This window comes from Pseudomonas sp. S37 (genome assembly GCF_016658545.1).
GTDB lineage: Bacteria > Pseudomonadota > Gammaproteobacteria > Pseudomonadales > Pseudomonadaceae > Aquipseudomonas.
In genome coordinates, this window is the sequence record NZ_JACVZC010000053.1 from 20,507 (window position 1) to 37,327 (window position 16,821).

The window sequence follows — 16,821 nt, forward strand, 5'->3', positions numbered from 1 at the left end:
TAATCAACGCAGACGATTCAGCGCTGATGCTCTATAACCGCTTCACATACCACCGGGAAATTTACCGAGTTGGCAATGAAGCATTCATGATGGGCCTGTTCATGCAGGCGCATGGCAAGGTCGATATCCGCCCCGCTGGCGACCACGATTCGAGGGCGCAAGGTGACCTGCGTGAAATGTCCCTTACTCTGATTATCGCCCTCAGACATGCGACCCAGCGAGCGATCTACGTACTCCAATACGTTCACATCATTGACGGCACACAGGTGCAAGTACCACAGCTTATGGCAGGCCGAGAGCGAGGCGACCAGAAGATCCTCAGGGTTCCAGCGCGAGGCGTCGCCACGAAATGCAGGGTCTGCAGAGCCGGCAATGGTAATTTTGCTATCGGCTTTTATATCGAAGTCGCGCTGGTAGGACGTGTAATCGGTTGTTCCCTTACCGGTATTGCCGACCCAGTTCACGGTAACGCTATAGGTATGTTCCTTCATTCCTGGTCCTCTGTAGCCAGTTCGATAGTGAAGCCTTCCATACTAGCCATCTATTCTGCCCATTCCTTATCCCCGGTAAAGACCACTGTAATCCAGCGGTCCGGCCCTTCACCCCCTACGGCATCGCCCACCTCATTGCGTAGCGCGTCCCACTCGTCGATATTTTTCGCCCCCATTTCTGGTGGCACGATGAAATACAACTCGATCTCCCGTGAACGCCCGACCTTGGCCACGTAGGCCCGATACGACTGCAAACCGTGCTTTTTGACGAACGCCTTTGCCACTTCGTCGACGTGTTCCTTAAGGTCACTTGGCGTTACCAGGAGAATTTCCGACAGCGCCTGGCGCACCACCGACATCGGCAGTGGCACGATCACCAGGCACACCAGCGCCAACACTGCCGGGTCGATGTAGGGCGAGACCCATTCCAGCGACGTGCCCTGCACCGCGTAACCAAAGCAGAAGGCGACCAGCAGCGCGGCGGTAATACTGGCCGACATCACCCAGCCCTTGACGTCCATGGCCACGAAGTCCGATTTCAGCTGCCGGTTGGCGCGGGCCTCGATCACGGCGATGGTCACGCAGGTGATCACGGTCAGCACGGCATAGACCATGGCAATGCCGAACTCCAGGTGGCGGCCGCCTTGCAGCAGGCTGCTGACGGCGTTGATCAGCGCGTAGATGGCCACGCCGCTGAGCAGGATGCCGTTGAGTGCCAACACCATCGGCTCCAGGTGCCAGAAGCCCATGGTGAAGCGCTCGCGCAGTTTGCGGGACATCTGCACGCTGGTGGTGTGCGAGGTAATCAGCTTGACCACCACCAGCGACAGGCCGCTCATGCTGGCGTCGACCAGCGAGTAGACGCCGTCGAAGACGATGGAGTAGGAGCCGGAGGCCACACCGAAGGCGATGCCGATGCTGGCGATGAACAGGGTGACGGCGATCGAGGTGCGTAACAGGCCCTGTTCGCTGGTGATGTCGAAGAAGGTGGAGCGGGTTGCGGTTTGCATAAATGTGCTCGGTAAAATCGATAGTGCTGTAGTGCCTGGGCGGGCCTCTTCGCGGGTAAACCCGCTCCTACAAGGTCTGGCGCGCAACCCTGTAGGAGCGGGTTTACCCGCGAAAGGGCCCTGACAGGTTAGACGCGAAACTGCGCCATCAACGCCTGCTGCTGGTTGGCCAGCCGGTTCAGGGCCTGGCTGATGCGTGCCGATTCATCGGCCTGGTCCGCCAGCGATTCTGTCACATCGCGAATGCCGGCCACGTTGCGGTTCACTTCCTCTGCCACTGCGCTCTGCTCTTCGGCGGCCGAGGCAATTTGCAGGTTCATGTCGCTGATTACCGCCACCGCCTCGCCAATGCGTTGCAGCGCTGGCAATGCCTGCTCCATCCGCGTGGCACTTTCCTGTGCCTGGCGCTGGCCTTCATGCATGGCGCCCACCACATCCTGCGTGCCTTGCTGCAAGCCTTCGATGACCTGGCGGATTTCTTCCACCGACACCTGGGTACGTTGGGCAAGCCCGCGCACCTCGTCGGCGACCACGGCAAAGCCACGCCCGGCTTCGCCAGCGCGGGCCGCTTCGATGGCGGCATTGAGCGCCAGCAGGTTGGTTTGCTCGGCGATGGTGCGAATCACCTCCAGTACCGAGCCGATCTGCCCGCTGCGGCCTTCCAGGGCGCGTGCCTCGTCCATGGCGGTGTTCATGCCGGCAGCCAGGCGGTCGATGCCCTGGCGCGTGCTGTCGATCAGCTGCAGGCCCTCTTGGCTGGCCTGGTCTGCGGCCCGCGCGGCCTGCGCCGCCTGCGAAGCGTTGTGGGCAACGTCCAGGGCGGTGGCACTCATTTCGTTGGCGGCGGTGGCCACCTGTTCGATTTCCCGGTGCTGCTGTTGCATGCCGTTGCTGGTCTGGCTGGCGATGGCGGCCGACTGGTCAGCAGTGCCGCGGGCCTCATGCAGCGAGCCTTTGACCTGGGCGATGACCGGCTGCAGCTTGTCGAGGAAGCGGTTGAACCAGCCGGTGAGCTGGCCCAGTTCGTCCTGCCGGGCGTAGTCCAGGCGACGGGTGAGGTCGCCTTCGCCACTGGCGATGTCTTCCAGCCGGGCGGCCACGGCCAGGATCGGCCGGGTAACGCCGCGTGCGGTCAGCCACACCAGCAGCAAACCGATTACCGCTGCGCCCAGGCCGATCAGCAAGCTGGTGAGGTTGGCGCTTTGGTTATGTGCATCCAGGCGCTGGTTGAGGGCCACGGCGGGCGCCTGCAGCACGCTTTCCGGCAGCTCCAGCAAGACCTGCCAGGGGGCAGCGCCTGGAATGGGCGTGAACGGGTGGGCTACGCGCAGCAAACCGTCGGCGACCGCCTGGTCCATGGGCTTGCCCAGCGAGCTATCGTCGCGGCTGTTGCCAGCCAGCAGGCCGGCGGCGCTGGCGATACTCACCTGGCCCTGGCCATCGAACAGCTCGCGGCGGCCGTCCACGCTCAGTTGCTGGAGGTTGGCCAGGCCGATGTCCAGGCCAACCACGCCGACCACCTTGCCGCGCTCCAGCAGGGGCAGGGCAATGCTGGTCATCAATACCTGGCGGCCGTTGACCTCGTCTAGATACGGTTCGAGCATGCAGGTTCTGCCGGTGTCCTGCGGGCAGGTCAGCCAGCGGTTCTTCGCAGCGCCGTTGCTGCCGATGCTGGCATCGCCGAGCATCGATTCGGGCATGGCTTCACGTTCCAGGTTGCCGGGGCTTGGCTGTGACCAGTACAGCGAAAAACGCCCGCTCTCGTTGCTGCCCATGGTGTCCTGGCCGAGGTACTGGTTGTCATGCTGGTCCAGGGCATTGGGCAGGAACACCAGGTACAGGCCGATCACGTCCGGGTTGCCGGCCAGGCTGGCCCGCGCCTGCTGGGTCAGCTCGGCACGCAGGTCGCTGCCGCCACGGGCCTTCAGCACCTGCACCAGGCGGGCAAAGCCATTGCCGTACTGGTAGGCGTCCATGAAGTAACGCTGGATGCGCAGGGCCTGGGTCTCGGCGTGGGCCTGCAGGCGCTGGCGGGCGCTGCTGTCGAGCATGGCGGTGTTGGCCTGGTTGACCAGGGCGGCGCTGCGCTGCGCCTGGGTCAGTGAGGTGGCCACCAGCAAGGCGACGATGGCCAGCAGGCACAGGCCGGCGAGGAGGGTGATCTTCCACTGGATGGAGAGGCGACGCAGCGGCATGAGGGCTTTCCTTTTCGATCAAGTACAACGCCCGCGATCAGGCGCGGGCGTTGTTGGCAGCGTGGGTCATTCGGCGACGTAGTTGGGCGGCGCCGCGCGGAAGGCTTTGGTCAGCCAGCCCAGGTAAACCAGCCCGAGGGCCGCCCAGATGCCGCCAAACATCAGCGAATGCGCGTTCAGGTCCAGCCACAGCGAGACGATGATGCAGAAACCGATGGTCGGCAGCACCAGGTACTTCAACTGGTTGCCCAGGCCCTTGCGGTTGCCTTCGCGCAGGTAGCAGTGGTTGATCACCGACAGGTTGACGAAGCTGAACGCGACCAGGGCGCCGAAGTTGATGATGGAGGTGGCGGTCACCAGGTCGAAGAAGATCGCCGACAGCGAAATGACGCCGACCACGGCAATGTTCAGCACCGGCGTCTTGTAGCGCGAATGCAGGCGGGCGAAGACGCTGGCCGGGATCACGTTGTCGCGGCCCATCACGTACAGCAGGCGCGAGACGCTGGTCTGCGAGGCCAGGCCCGAGGCGATGGTGTTGATCACGGTGCAGGCAATGAAGACCGACTGGAACAGCTTGCCGCCGACGTACAGGGCAATTTCCGGCAGGGCGGCTTCCTGGTCATGGAAGCGTGCCATGGTCGGGAAGTAGGCCTGGATGAAGTACGACACGGTGATGAACACCACGCCACCGATCAGGGCGGTGAGGAAGATCGCCCGCGGGATGGTCTTGGCCGGGTCACGGGTTTCCTCGGACAGGCAGGTGACCGCGTCAAAGCCCAGGAACGAGAAGCACAGGATGGTCGCACCGGCGGCCAGGGCGCTGAACTGGGTCTGGCTGTCGGCAAACGGCATCAGGCTCCAGGCCGTTCCCAGCCCCTCGCCGTGGTCCAGGCCGCGCACGCACAGGTAGATGAACACGGCGATGATCGCTACCTGCACGCCCACGAACAGCAGGTTGAAGTGCGCCACCAGGTTCACGCTGCGCATGTTGATCAGGCTGATCAGGGTGACGAAGCCGGCCACCCAGATCCACTCCGGCACTTCCGGGAACATGGCCGACAGGTACAGCTTGGCCAGCAGCGCATTGACCATCGGCAGCAGCAGGTAGTCCAGCAGCGACGACCAGCCGACCAGGAAGCCCACGTGCGGGTTGATCGCGCGCTGGGTGTAGGTATAGGCCGAGCCCGATTGCGGGAAGCGTTTTACCAGGGTGCCGTAGCTCACGGCGGTGAACAGGATCCCGGCCAGTGCCAGGATGTAGGCGCTGGGTACATGGCCGGCAGTAATCCCGCTGACGATGCCGAAGGTGTCGAACACGGTCATCGGCGTCAGGTAGGCCAGACCGATGATGATCACGTGCCAGAGGCGCAGGGTTTTGCGGAGTTGGCCGTTACCGGCAGCGCTGTGGTCATGCGGCATGCTGGCATGGCTCCTGCTGCTGGGCGTAAACGGCGGGCACGGGGTATTGCGCATGCGGCAAGGGCGAGCGGGTGGGCTCCATGTTGTTCACCTTTTATGTTGGAGCGGCGGAAGGCGCGGTGGGGGTGCGCTAAGTGGTGAAAATAAAAACGATGGGTAGGTGGGTGTCAAGTTAAACATGACAAGATGTTACGTAATTGAAATATTTATCGATTTAACGGCCAGTTTGTTCGGTTTTTGCGCGTTTTTTTGCGGTTATGATCAATTTGCGTGTTCGTAAAAATTAACGAACCTGCAGTTTGGTTAATGGGTGTGTCGGACGCTTCCGAAAAGCAGGATTTCTCGGCTTTGGGCCGCGTCCCGCCCTGGCGAGGGTGATATTCTTCGCACTCTGTGTGGCCCCTGGCCGCCTACCCAGCCCTTACGGACAGCGATCGGTTCAATTCATGAAGAAATCAGTTGGCATCCTTTCCGGCCTGGCTATCGCCATCGCCGTCGCAACCACAGTTGGCGCCTGGTACACCGGCAAGCAGCTGCCGGCCGAGCTGGACAACGCTGTTGCCCGCAGCAACGCCGAGCTGCAAAAGGCCCTGGTCACCACCGGCGGCAGCATGAGCATCGAGCGGGTGTCGCTGGAGCAGCATTTCTTCAGCAGCACCGCCCAATACCGGCTCAAGGCCCGCGACATCAACGTGGGTGAAGGTGAGGTGATCAACTTCGACGTGGGCGTGACCGACCAGATCGAGCATGGCCCGTTCCCCTGGTCGCGGGTCAAGGCGCTTAAGCTGATGCCGGTGCTGGCCGTCAGCAACAGCTCACTGCAGAAGGACGATGCCGTCGCGCCGTGGTTCGCTGCCGCAGGCGACAAGGCCCCCATCAGCGCGCAGACCGCCCTGGGCTACGGCGGCGATGTGGTCAGCCAGATTCAACTGGCGCCGCTCAAGCTTGACAAGGCGGACGGCAACAGCCTCGACTTCTCGGGCATGCAGTTGGAGGTGAGTGGCGACAAGGACGGCAAAGCCTCGAAGTTCCACGGCCATGCCGACCGCTTGCTGATGAAACTGGTGAGTGACGACCAGCCACCGGCCACTTTTGAGCTGCAGGGCCTGAAGCTTGGTGGCAACCTGGCGGCCACTGCACACGATGCCATCTATGTGGGTAATGTCGACCTGCTGTTGGCCGAGGCCAAGGTCACCCTGGGGCCTAAACAGCAGGTGCTGCTGGTGAAGGGGGTGGAGCAGAACGCCCTGCAAACCCTCGAAGGCCCGGATACCGTGGGCGGGCGCGTAGACTACAAAGTCGGCGACATCAGCTGGGACGGCCGTGCGGTGGGCAAGGCGCAGATGGCCGTGAGCATCACATCGGTCAATGCCCCGGCGCTGCAGGCCTTGTCGAAGTGGTACCAGTCGCACCTGGCGGAGTTCGAAGCCGCCGCGGCCGCTGGCCAGCCGGTGCCGCAAATCCAGATGGACGATGCCGAAAAGGCCCGTTTCCAGGGCGACCTGCAGAAGCTGCTGGCCGCCAAGCCCAAGGTGGCGGTGGAAAACCTGTCGTTCAAGACCGCCAACGGCGAGAGCCGCTTCAACCTGTCGATGGACTTCGCCGCCCCGGCCAGCTTCGACCTGCCGCCGGACCAGCTGAGCAAGCAGGTGATCACTGAGGTGAAGAGCAAGCTGTCGCTGTCCAAGCCCATGATCGGTGACCTGGCGACCTTGCAGGCACTGCTGGAGGGCCAGACCGACGCCCAGGCGATTGCCATGCAGTCGGGGCAGGCGGGTGAGATGGTCGGCATGATGGCGCTGCAGAGCGGCATGGCCACCGTGCAGGGCAATGATGTGGTCAGCAGCCTGCACTATGCCGATGGCATGGTCGATTTCAATGGTAAGAAGATGACCGTGGAAGAGTTTGCCATGCTTATGGCGGCGCACCTGGCGGCCTTGTCGCCGCAGGGCTGATGGTTTCTCCTGTTGCGGCCCCTTCGCGGGTAAACCCGCTCCTACAACGATCGCACAGATGCCACAGGCTGCGGTGATCTATGTAGGAGCGGGTTTACCCGCGAAGGGGCCCGCACAGGCAACACAAAAACCCCTTTAGTAATCGCTGGATTATCTGTAGCCTTCGGCCTCCGATAATAATCCGTGCCCGCAGAGGGCCGTGGCGGCCTGTATGCCGTCCGGCACCCTTAGCCGATCTGCCAGGGCCGGGTGATACACTCGATTTGACGCGCACGCGCGCCTGCAGGTCCAGCGATCATGACCCAGATTTCCGAACGCCTGTTGGTTCAGGCCCACCTCGACGCCAAGCAGCCCAACCCGCTGACAGCCGAGCAGGAGGCCGAATACCGTGCGGCCATCGCTGCCGAGCTGAAGGCGCAGAACGCTGTTCTGGTCGCCCACTACTACTGCGACCCGGTTATCCAGGCGCTGGCCGAAGAAACCGGCGGCTGCGTGTCCGACTCGCTGGAAATGGCCCGCTTCGGCAAGAACCACCCGGCCGAAACGGTGATTGTTGCCGGTGTGCGCTTCATGGGCGAAACGGCGAAAATCCTCACCCCGGAAAAGCGCGTGCTGATGCCGACGCTGGAGGCCACCTGCTCGCTTGACCTCGGTTGCCCGGTGGAAGAGTTCTCGGCGTTCTGCGACAAGCACCCGGAGCGTACCGTGGTGGTCTACGCCAACACTTCTGCTGCCGTTAAGGCCCGCGCCGACTGGGTAGTGACATCGAGCTGCGCGCTGGAAATCGTCGAAAGCCTGATGGACAACGGCGAAACCATCATCTGGGGCCCGGACCAGCACCTGGGCCGTTACATCCAGAAGCAAACCGGTGCCGACATGCTGCTGTGGGACGGTGCCTGCATCGTTCACGAAGAGTTCAAGTCGCGCCAGTTGGCCGACATGAAAGCGCTGTACCCGGACGCTGCGATCCTGGTGCACCCTGAGTCGCCGGAAGCGGTGATCGAGCAGGCCGACGCGGTGGGTTCCACCAGCCAGCTGATCAAGGCGGCGCAGACCCTGCCGAACAAGACCTTCATCGTCGCCACCGACCGCGGCATCTTCTACAAGATGCAGCAGCTGTGCCCGGATAAAGAGTTTGTCGAGGCGCCGACTGCCGGTAATGGCGCGGCGTGCCGCAGCTGCGCACACTGCCCGTGGATGGCGATGAATACCCTGGAGCGGGTACTGCATTGCCTGCGCAATGGCGGTGATGAGATTTTTGTCGACCCGGCGCTGGTGCCCAAGGCGATCAAACCGTTGAACCGGATGTTGGACTTTACCCAGGCGGCGCGGCTGAAGCTTTCCGGGAACGCCTGACTGTAGACCGCGTCGCATTCTTCGCGGGTAAACCCGCTCCCACAGGTACAGCGCAGCGCTCACGGGCGGTGCGGTCCCTGTGGGAGCGGGTTCACCCGCGAATGGCCCTCAACGCCCCATCATTTCCCGAACCATCCGCTGCTGCTCCATGATCTCCCGCTGGCGCTGGTCAATCTGTGAAGCCAGCGGGAAATTGCCGCCCGCCCGGCGCTTGGCATAGTCCAGCTGCTGGATCGCCTGGTCAAAGTCGCCGACCAGGGTGAAGTATTCCGCCCGCGCCCGGTGCAAGCCAATGGTATTGCCCGACAAGCCCCGCACTTCAGCCATGTCGTACCAAACGTCCGGGTCATCCGGCCGGCTCTTCACCAGCTCGTTCAACACCTTCTCAGCCTCGGCCGGCTTGTTCTGCTTCACCAGCAAATCGGCGCGCACCTGTTTCAGTGGGTAGTTGCCCGGGTACAGCCCCTGCATCCGCTCGGCCCGTTGCTGGGCATCGGCCAGGCGGTTGTTGGTGATGTCCAGGTCGATCTGCGCCAGGTTGTAGGTGATGTCGTTGGGCGCCTTGGCCAGCAGCGGCTTGAGCATTTCCCGTGCTTCGTTCAGCTGGCCACCCTTGATCTGCGCCAGAGCCAGGCCGTAACGCGCGGCGTCGAGCTTGGGGTCTTCGTCCAGCTGGGCGCGGAAGCGCTTGGCGGCAAGCCCCGGGGTGCCTTCGTAGGTCAGTGCCACGCGGGCGCGGATCAACTGGTAGCGCATGCTGTCTTCCACGCCACCCTTGGGCGCCTGGTCGGCGCGGTTGCGGGTGTCGGCGATACGCGATTCGGTCACCGGGTGAGTGAGGAGGAATTCCGGTGGCTTGGCGTCATAGCGGTACTGGCGCGCCAGGCGCTCGAACATGGTCGGCATGTTGCGTGGATCGTAACCGGCCTTTTCCAGGTTCTGGATGCCGATGCGGTCGGCTTCCTGCTCGTTCTGCCGCGAGAAGCGCCGTTGTTCCTGGATGGCCGCCGCCTGGGTGCCGGCGATCATGCCGATACCGGCATCGCCTGCACCGCCGGCCGCCAGTACGATACCGGCAAGCAGCGCGGCCATCATCGGCAGCTGCATGCGCTGCTGGGCCTCGACGCCACGGGCAAAGTGGCGTTGCGACAAGTGCGCCAGTTCGTGCGCCAGTACCGACGCGTACTCGCCTTCGGTCTGGGCGTTGAGGAACAGCCCGCCGTTGACCCCGACAATGCCGCCCGGGGCGGCAAAGGCGTTGAGCTCGCGGCTGTCGATGAGGATGAACTCCAGGCGCCGGTCCTGCAGCTGGCTGGTTTCGGCCAGCTTGTAAACGCTGATTTCGACAAAGTCTTTGAGCTGCGGGTCGTTGAGCTGGTTGACCTGGCCACGCAGCAGGCTCAGCCAGGCACGGCCAAGCTGGTGTTCCTGCTGCGGCGAGACGATCGCGGAACTGGCGTCACCCAGCGATGGCAGGTCGTCAGCATGGCCGGGGAGGGCCAACAGGCAGGCCAGCGTCAGCAGGGTAGGGCGCAGTAGATTCATGCATGAAGCTCGCGTCGGATCAAAGATACCTACTGTAGCGGGCTCACACGTTGGCGACCAGTGGCGCTATCCTAGCCAGCCCTGCCAACAAGCAGTCTGGCAATGCCTTTGGAGACCCTGCGATGAGTGACACCCCGACCTGCGACGCCGAACTGGACGCCAGTGGGCTGAATTGCCCTTTGCCGCTGCTCAAGGCCAAGATGGAACTCAATCGCCTGGCCAGCGGCGCAGTGCTCAAGGTGATCGCCACCGACGCCGGGTCGCAGCGTGACTTCCGCACTTTCGCCCAACTGGCCGGTCATACCCTGCTGCAGGAAACGGCCGAGGCCGGTACCTACACCTACTGGCTGCGCAAGGCCTGAGTCTTTTCCAAGGATCGTCAATGTTCAAAGTGCTTCGCGACTGGATGCAGCGCTACTTCTCCGATGAAGAAGCCGTGGTGCTGGCGGTTCTGTTGTTTCTGGCTTTCACGGCCGTGCTCACCCTGGGCGGCATGCTCGCGCCGGTGTTGGCGGGTATGGTGCTGGCGTTCCTGATGCAGGGCCTGGTCAACGCCCTGGAGCGTCTGCGGGTGCCGACGCGGCTGGCGGTAATGCTGGTGTTTGCCCTGTTCATGGGGGCGCTGGCGCTGTTCATGCTGGTGCTGGTGCCGCTGCTGTGGCACCAGTTGATCACCCTGTTCAACGAACTGCCGGGCATGCTCGGCAAATGGCAGTCACTGCTGTTGCTGTTGCCCGAGCGTTACCCGCACCTGGTGTCGGACGAGCAGGTGCTGCATGCCATCGAATCGGTACGCGGTGAAATCGGCAAATTTGGCCAGTGGGCGCTGACCTTCTCGCTGTCCAGCCTGCCGCTATTGGTCAATGCCATGATCTACCTGGTGCTGGTGCCGATCCTGGTGTTCTTCTTCCTCAAGGACCGCGAGCTGATTGGCCGCTGGGTCAGCGGCTACCTGCCGCGCCAGCGCACCCTGCTGAACCGGGTAGGCAGCGAGATGAACCGGCAGATTGCCAACTATATCCGCGGCAAGGGCATCGAGATTCTGATCTGCGGCATTGCCACCTACATCGCCTTCATCAGCCTGGGGCTCAACTACGCCGCGCTGTTGGCGTTGCTGGTGGGGCTGTCGGTGGTGGTGCCTTACGTGGGCGCGGTGGTGGTGACCGTGCCGGTGACCCTGATTGCGCTGTTTCAGTGGGGCTGGGGCGACCAGTTCATCTACCTGATGACGGTGTACGCGATCATCCAGGCGCTGGATGGCAACGTGCTGGTGCCGCTGCTGTTTTCCGAGGCGGTCAGCCTGCACCCGGTGGCGATCATCTGCGCGGTGCTGCTGTTTGGCGGGTTGTGGGGGTTCTGGGGGATCTTCTTTGCCATCCCGCTGGCGACCTTGATCAAGGCCGTGCTGGATGCCTGGCCGCGGCAGGAGCCTAGTGTTTCGCCGATGCTTTGATGTAATTGGGGCCGCTTTGCGGCCCTTCGCGGCGGTTCGGCGCCCCGATAAACCCGCTCCTGCAAGGGAAACGCGATCCTTTTGTAGGAGCGGGTTTACCCGCGAAGGGCTGCAAAGCAGCCCCAATCAATCTCAAGCCTTGTTCAGGCCCTGAGCAGCCGCCAACACGGCATCCACATGCCCAGGCACCTTCACCCCACGCCATTCCTGGCGCAACACACCGTCCTTGTCGATCAGGAAGGTGCTGCGGTCAACGCCCATGTATTCCTTGCCATACAGCTTCTTCAGCTTGATCACGTCGAACAGCTGGCACAGGGCCTCGTCCTTGTCGCTGATCAGCTCGAACGGGAAGCCTTGCTTGGCCTTGAAGTTCTCATGCGACTTGATGCCGTCACGCGACACGCCGAACACCACGGTGTTGGCGGCGGCAAAGGCGTCATGCTGGTCGCGGAAGCCCTGGCCTTCGGTGGTGCAGCCCGGGGTGCTGTCCTTCGGGTAGAAGTACACCACCACCTGGCGGCCCTTGAGTTCGGCCAGGCTGACGGTTTGCCCGCTGGTGGCCTGGGCCTGGAAGTCGGCAACAGGTTGGTCGAGTGCTACAGCCATGGTCGGTTTCCTTACATTGGGTTCTGTGGACGCCACGGCTCGATCAGCGCATCGAGGTTCAGGGCATCGGCAAAGTCCAGGAACTGGTCACGCAGCCAGCTGATCTGGGTGCCGGCCGGCAAAATCACGGTGAACTGGGCGTTGAGCATGCTGCTGCCGGTCTGCGGCGCCAGGTAGGTGTCGCAGGTCATGGCTTCCAGCTCGACACGGTGGTCGAGGAAGAACTGGCACAGTTCGTTGATGATGTCCGGGCGGTAGGCGGCGCTGACGTAGGCTACATAAGGCAGGGCCTGCGGGCGCACTTCCTGGTCGGCACTGCGCACCACATCGAGGGTCAGGCCGTGCTTCTTGCCCAGGCCCGGCAGGGTGGATTCAAGGCGCGCCAGGGCGTCCCAGCTGCCGCCCACTTGCAGCACCAGGGCGCTGGTCTCGCCGTGGCGGCTCAGGCGCGAGGTAACCACCGCGCAGCGGTTCTCGAAGGCAGCGCGGCTGAGGACGTTGGCCAGTTCCATGGGGTTTGGCCCCAGGGCACTGATGACAAGGAATTGTTCGCGGACGGTGGGGGTGGACATGCAGCATTCCTAAAGCGATGAGCGGTCGGCACAGGACGGGCGAAAGCCTCCTGTCGGCAGGGCCCGGGGCTCGCATGCGAGGTCGTGGACGCTGGCGGGGAGCAAGGTCGACGGCCCGGCGGGCCGCGCTGCACCGATCAAAGCATCAAGGGTAGCGAAATAAGGCGCCGAGGGGAATGCTCCGCCCGCCTGCTTCGCTTGTGCAAGGCCGATGCCCCCAGTACCATTACCGCTCTCTTTTTCCGGCAGGAGCAGTTACATGATTGCGGGCAGTATGGTGGCATTGGTCACACCCATGGATGCACAAGGGCGTGTTGACTGGGGCAGCCTCGACAAACTTGTAGACTTCCACCTGGAAAACGGCACCCATGCGATCGTCGCCGTCGGTACCACCGGTGAGTCGGCCACGCTGGATGTCGAAGAACACATCCTGGTCATCAAGCACGTGGTGGAGCGCGTCAAGCGCAGCAACAAGCCGATCCCGGTCATCGCCGGCACCGGTGCCAACGCCACTGCCGAAGCCGTGCACCTGACCCAGAACGCCAAGAATGCCGGTGCTGACGCCTGCCTGCTGGTGGTGCCGTACTACAACAAGCCGACCCAAGAAGGCCTGTACCAGCACTTCAAGCACATTGCCGAAGCCGTCGACATCCCGCAGATCTTGTACAACGTTCCCGGCCGCACCTCCTGCGACATGCAGGCCGAAACCGTAATCCGCCTGTCGACTGTGCCGAACATCATCGGTATCAAGGAAGCCACTGGCGACCTGGCCCGTGCCAAGGCCATCCTGGATGGCGTCAGCAGCGACTTCATCGTCATGTCCGGCGATGACCCGACTGCCGTCGAGCTGATCCTGATGGGTGGCAAGGGCAACATCTCCGTGACTGCAAACGTCGCCCCGCGCGAAATGGCTGATCTGTGCGAGGCCGCCCTTGCGGGCGATGCCGAGAAGGCCCGCGCGATCAACGAAAAACTCATGCCGCTGCACAAAGACCTGTTCTGCGAAGCCAACCCGATCCCGGTGAAATGGGCGCTCGTTGAAATGGGCCTGATGCAAAAAGGTATTCGCCTGCCACTGACCTGGCTGAGCGAAGGCTGCCACGACAAAGTCCGTACTGCCTTGCGCCAGTCCGGCGTACTGGTTTAAGAGGAAGTACACCGCATGAAGCGACTGGCTGGTCTTTCCGCCCTTGCCCTGATTATCTCCAGCACCAGTGGGTGTGGCTGGCTGTGGGGCGAGGATGGCTATTTCCGCGACCGCGGCAGCGATTACCTGCAGGCGCACCCGACCGCACCGATGCAGCTGCCACCGGACGCCAGCAACGTCAAGCGCCTTGACCCGCTGCTGCCGATTCCGCGTAACGTTGCTGACGACACCGCCACCGGCGAGTTCGAAGTGCCGCGCCCGCAACCGTTGACCGGTGGCGCCGGCCAGGTAACCGACTACAGCCTGCAGCGCAGCGGCAGCAGCCGTTGGGTACTGGCCCAGCATTCGCCTGCCGAAGTGTGGCCGGTGGCGCGCCAGTTCTTCGAGGACAACGGTTTTCGCATCGCTGAAGAGCGCCCGCAAACCGGTGAATTCAACACCACCTGGCAGCGTTTCGACGAGCTGTCGGCATCGCTCGGCCAGCGCCTGGCCAGCACCGTCAGCAGCGGTGACAGCGAAGTGCGCGTGCGTGTACGCATGGAGCCAGGCGTGCAGCGCAACACCTCCGAAGTGTACGTGGTCAGCGTCGAGCGCCCGGCCGGCAGCACTGCCGAGCCTGCGTTCCCGTCCTCGTCCGCCAACACCGGCGCCGACGCCCTGCTGGTCGACGAAATGCTTGCCAGCATGAACCGCAGCGCCGAGAAGGGCGGTTCGGTATCGCTGCTGGCCGCGCGCGATTTCGACGCGCCAAGCCGCGTCAGCCTGAGCGAAGACGGCAGCGGCAACCCGGTGCTGTACCTGGGCTCCGACCTGGACCGCGCCTGGTCTGGCGTTGGCCGTGCCCTGGAGCAGGGTGGCGAGTGGCGTGTCGAAGACATCAACCGCAGCCTGGGCCTGTACTACATCAACCTGTCGGAAAAGCCTGACGACAAGCAGAACCAGTCGGGCTTCTTCAGCCGCATGTTCGGCAGCGAGCCGACCAAGGAAGAACGTGAAGCCCGTGCCGAGCGCTACCAGGTACGCCTGAGCAAGGTGGGTGACAGCGTGCAGGTCACGGTCGAGAAAAACATCAACACCGTGGCCCCGGCCGATGTCGCCCGCCGCGTGCTGAGCGCCATTCAGGACCACCTGGGCTAAGTGCGCTTCGCGGTACTCGGAAGCGGCAGCCAAGGGAACGGCACGCTGATCGCCAGTGGTGACACGTTCATCCTGGTTGATTGCGGCTTTTCCCTGCGTGAAACCGAGCGGCGCCTGGCGCTGCTCGGTGTTTCGGCGGCCCAGCTCAGTGCGGTACTGGTCACCCACGAACATGCCGACCACGTGCATGGGGTCGGCTTGCTGTCACGGCGCTACAATGTACCGGTCTACCTCAGCCAAGGGACCTTGCGCGGCATGCGCAAGCCGGTGGAGGTGGCCGGTTTTCTCGCTTGTGGCGAAAGCCTGCGCATCGGCAGCCTGGAAGTGACCGCAGCGCGGGTCGAGCACGACGCCTACGAGCCATTGCAGTACGTACTGAGTGACGGCAAGCGGCGCTTCGGCATGCTCACCGACCTGGGCTCGTACGACGCGCTGCTGCTGGAACGTTACCAGGGCCTGGATGCACTGCTGATCGAGGCCAACCACTGCCGCGACCTGCTGGCACGCGGTCACTACCCGGCCTTTTTGAAGCAGCGGGTAGGTGGCATGCAAGGGCATTTGAACAATCACCAGGCCGCGCGCCTGGTGCACGAGTTGGGCTGGAACAACCTGCAACACCTGGTGCTGGCCCACCTCAGCAGCAAGAACAACCTGCCACACTTGGCCCGCCAGTGCTTCGTCGACACCCTTGGGTGCGACCCGGACTGGCTCCAGGTGGCGAATCAGGAACACGGGCTCGACTGGCGCGAAATCGCCTAGCCCAACACCTCAAGCAAGCGGAGCCCAATCATGGAAAAACGCGACGAACTCTACCGCGGCAAGGCCAAATCGGTTTACAAGACCGATGACGCCGACCGCTTGATCCTGCTGTTCCGTAACGACACTTCGGCGTTCGACGGCAAGCGCATCGAACAGCTCGACCGCAAAGGCATGGTGAACAACAAGTTCAACGCCTTCATCATGCAAAAGCTGGAAGAAGCCGGCGTGCCGACCCAGTTCGACAAGCTGCTGGGCGACAACGAGTGCCTGGTGAAGAAGCTGGACATGATCCCGGTCGAATGCGTAGTGCGTAACTACGCGGCCGGCAGCCTGGTCAAGCGCCTGGGCGTGGAGGAGGGCATCAAGCTGGAGCCGTCCACCTTCGAGCTGTTCCTGAAGAACGACGAGAAGGGCGACCCCTTCATCAACGAATCCCACGTTGTCGCGTTCGGCTGGGGCACCGCCGAGCAGCTGGTGGAAATGAAGAAGCTGTCGCTGAAGGTCAACGAAGTGCTGAGCAAGCTGTTCGATGACGCCGGCCTGCTGCTGGTCGACTTCAAGCTGGAGTTTGGCGTGTTCCACGGCCAGATCGTGCTGGGCGACGAGTTCAGCCCGGACGGTTGCCGCCTGTGGGACAAAGAAACCCGCAAGAAGATGGACAAGGACCGCTTCCGCCAGGGCCTGGGCGACGTGATCGAAGCCTACGAAGAAGTTGCCAAACGCCTGGGCGTGCCGCTGTAAGCGGTACGTTCACGCAAGCGCCTGATACCACGCGATTTTTTTTAAAAAAAGGTTTGCGTTTTAAAAGAACGCTGGTATGATGCGCGGCATTGGAGAGATGCCGGAGTGGTCGAACGGGACGGATTCGAAATCCGTTGTACTGGCAACAGTACCTAGGGTTCAAATCCCTATCTCTCCGCCATACAAGATGAAGCCCCGCAGGTTAACGTCTGCGGGGCTTTTTCGTTTCTGCGTCCAGTTTTTCTAAGTGCGTTGCAGTGACGCTTACTGGTGTTAGCGACCGTACCGTCTTCAATAGCGCCCGTTCCTCCAGTTCCGATGCGGTCTTTGTGGGAGCGGCCTTGCGTCGCGAAAGGGGCGCGTAGCGGCCCCAGAATCTGAGCACTCCTGCAAGATTGTCGGGGCTGCTTTGCAGCCCTTTCGCGACGCAAGGCC

At 62.8% G+C, this 16,821-nt stretch carries 16 protein-coding genes, 1 tRNA gene and 1 pseudogene; 9 read left to right on the forward strand and 9 right to left on the reverse strand.

Features of this window, described 5'->3' with window-relative positions:
* Positions 1 to 17: 17 nt before the first annotated feature.
* The 5 genes and pseudogenes from IAE39_RS16895 to IAE39_RS16910 all read right to left on the reverse strand — a co-directional run bounded on the left by IAE39_RS16895 (position 18) and on the right by IAE39_RS16910 (position 5,115).
* On the reverse strand, positions 18 to 491 hold the full coding sequence (locus IAE39_RS16895) for an OsmC family protein (RefSeq protein ID WP_201204563.1): 474 nt from the start codon (positions 489 to 491) through the stop codon (positions 18 to 20).
* Between the two features lie 50 nt (positions 492 to 541).
* Positions 542 to 1,501: a cation diffusion facilitator family transporter gene (locus IAE39_RS16900; RefSeq protein ID WP_201204570.1), complete on the reverse strand. Its 960-nt coding sequence runs from the start codon at positions 1,499 to 1,501 to the stop codon at positions 542 to 544.
* Between the two features lie 128 nt (positions 1,502 to 1,629).
* Positions 1,630 to 2,385, reverse strand: a complete 756-nt coding sequence (locus tag IAE39_RS30120) for a methyl-accepting chemotaxis protein (RefSeq protein ID WP_442968450.1) — start codon at positions 2,383 to 2,385, stop codon at positions 1,630 to 1,632.
* A 102-nt stretch (positions 2,386 to 2,487) separates the two neighbouring features.
* Positions 2,488 to 3,696 (reverse strand): annotated as a pseudogene (locus tag IAE39_RS30125) (PDC sensor domain-containing protein); the annotation flags it as partial.
* Positions 3,697 to 3,762: 66 nt separating this feature from the next.
* On the reverse strand, positions 3,763 to 5,115 hold the full coding sequence (locus IAE39_RS16910; RefSeq protein WP_201204573.1) for an APC family permease: 1,353 nt from the start codon (positions 5,113 to 5,115) through the stop codon (positions 3,763 to 3,765).
* Positions 5,116 to 5,561: 446 nt separating this feature from the next.
* On the opposite strand from IAE39_RS16910, the gene IAE39_RS16915 reads away from it, so the two are divergent.
* Together IAE39_RS16915 and nadA are read left to right on the forward strand one after the other, a co-directional pair.
* Positions 5,562 to 7,070 (forward strand): YdgA family protein, encoded by a 1,509-nt coding sequence (locus IAE39_RS16915; RefSeq protein WP_201204575.1) that lies wholly within the window; start codon positions 5,562 to 5,564, stop codon positions 7,068 to 7,070.
* Between the two features lie 297 nt (positions 7,071 to 7,367).
* On the forward strand, positions 7,368 to 8,426 hold the full coding sequence (nadA, locus tag IAE39_RS16920; RefSeq protein ID WP_201204577.1) for a quinolinate synthase NadA: 1,059 nt from the start codon (positions 7,368 to 7,370) through the stop codon (positions 8,424 to 8,426).
* Between the two features lie 108 nt (positions 8,427 to 8,534).
* Here nadA and IAE39_RS16925 read toward each other — a convergent pair whose 3' ends face one another.
* Positions 8,535 to 9,971, reverse strand: coding sequence for a M48 family metalloprotease (locus IAE39_RS16925; protein WP_201204579.1), 1,437 nt, complete (start codon positions 9,969 to 9,971; stop codon positions 8,535 to 8,537).
* 122 nt (positions 9,972 to 10,093) lie between these two features.
* Between IAE39_RS16925 and IAE39_RS16930 the strand changes: the two genes are divergently transcribed.
* Positions 10,094 to 10,333 (forward strand): sulfurtransferase TusA family protein, encoded by a 240-nt coding sequence (locus IAE39_RS16930; RefSeq protein WP_201204581.1) that lies wholly within the window; start codon positions 10,094 to 10,096, stop codon positions 10,331 to 10,333.
* Between the two features lie 20 nt (positions 10,334 to 10,353).
* Complete coding sequence (locus IAE39_RS16935) at positions 10,354 to 11,424, forward strand: AI-2E family transporter (RefSeq protein WP_201204583.1); 1,071 nt, start codon at positions 10,354 to 10,356, stop codon at positions 11,422 to 11,424.
* Between the two features lie 132 nt (positions 11,425 to 11,556).
* On the opposite strand, the gene IAE39_RS16940 is transcribed toward IAE39_RS16935, so the two are convergent.
* Together IAE39_RS16940 and IAE39_RS16945 are read right to left on the reverse strand one after the other, a co-directional pair.
* Positions 11,557 to 12,030, reverse strand: a complete 474-nt coding sequence (locus IAE39_RS16940; RefSeq protein WP_201204585.1) for a peroxiredoxin — start codon at positions 12,028 to 12,030, stop codon at positions 11,557 to 11,559.
* An 11-nt stretch (positions 12,031 to 12,041) separates the two neighbouring features.
* Entirely contained in the window at positions 12,042 to 12,602 is a 561-nt protein-coding gene (locus IAE39_RS16945) for a glycine cleavage system protein R (RefSeq protein WP_003254741.1), read from the reverse strand.
* Between the two features lie 259 nt (positions 12,603 to 12,861).
* Between IAE39_RS16945 and dapA the strand changes: the two genes are divergently transcribed.
* The 5 genes from dapA to IAE39_RS16970 all read left to right on the forward strand — a co-directional run bounded on the left by dapA (position 12,862) and on the right by IAE39_RS16970 (position 16,567).
* Positions 12,862 to 13,749, forward strand: a complete 888-nt coding sequence (gene dapA / locus IAE39_RS16950; RefSeq protein WP_201204587.1) for a 4-hydroxy-tetrahydrodipicolinate synthase — start codon at positions 12,862 to 12,864, stop codon at positions 13,747 to 13,749.
* 15 nt (positions 13,750 to 13,764) lie between these two features.
* Positions 13,765 to 14,886 (forward strand): outer membrane protein assembly factor BamC, encoded by a 1,122-nt coding sequence (gene bamC / locus IAE39_RS16955; protein ID WP_201204589.1) that lies wholly within the window; start codon positions 13,765 to 13,767, stop codon positions 14,884 to 14,886.
* Positions 14,887 to 15,645 carry an MBL fold metallo-hydrolase gene (locus tag IAE39_RS16960; RefSeq protein WP_201204591.1) on the forward strand — a complete coding sequence of 253 codons (759 nt, stop codon included), beginning with the start codon at positions 14,887 to 14,889 and terminating at the stop codon, positions 15,643 to 15,645.
* Positions 15,646 to 15,675: 30 nt separating this feature from the next.
* On the forward strand, positions 15,676 to 16,386 hold the full coding sequence (purC, locus tag IAE39_RS16965) for a phosphoribosylaminoimidazolesuccinocarboxamide synthase (protein ID WP_011535129.1): 711 nt from the start codon (positions 15,676 to 15,678) through the stop codon (positions 16,384 to 16,386).
* Positions 16,387 to 16,477: 91 nt separating this feature from the next.
* Positions 16,478 to 16,567, forward strand: a tRNA-Ser gene (locus IAE39_RS16970).
* A gap of 21 nt (positions 16,568 to 16,588) precedes the next feature.
* Here IAE39_RS16970 and IAE39_RS29695 read toward each other — a convergent pair.
* The coding region (locus IAE39_RS29695; RefSeq protein WP_236548648.1) for a hypothetical protein at positions 16,589 to 16,821 on the reverse strand (233 nt) is incomplete at its 5' end.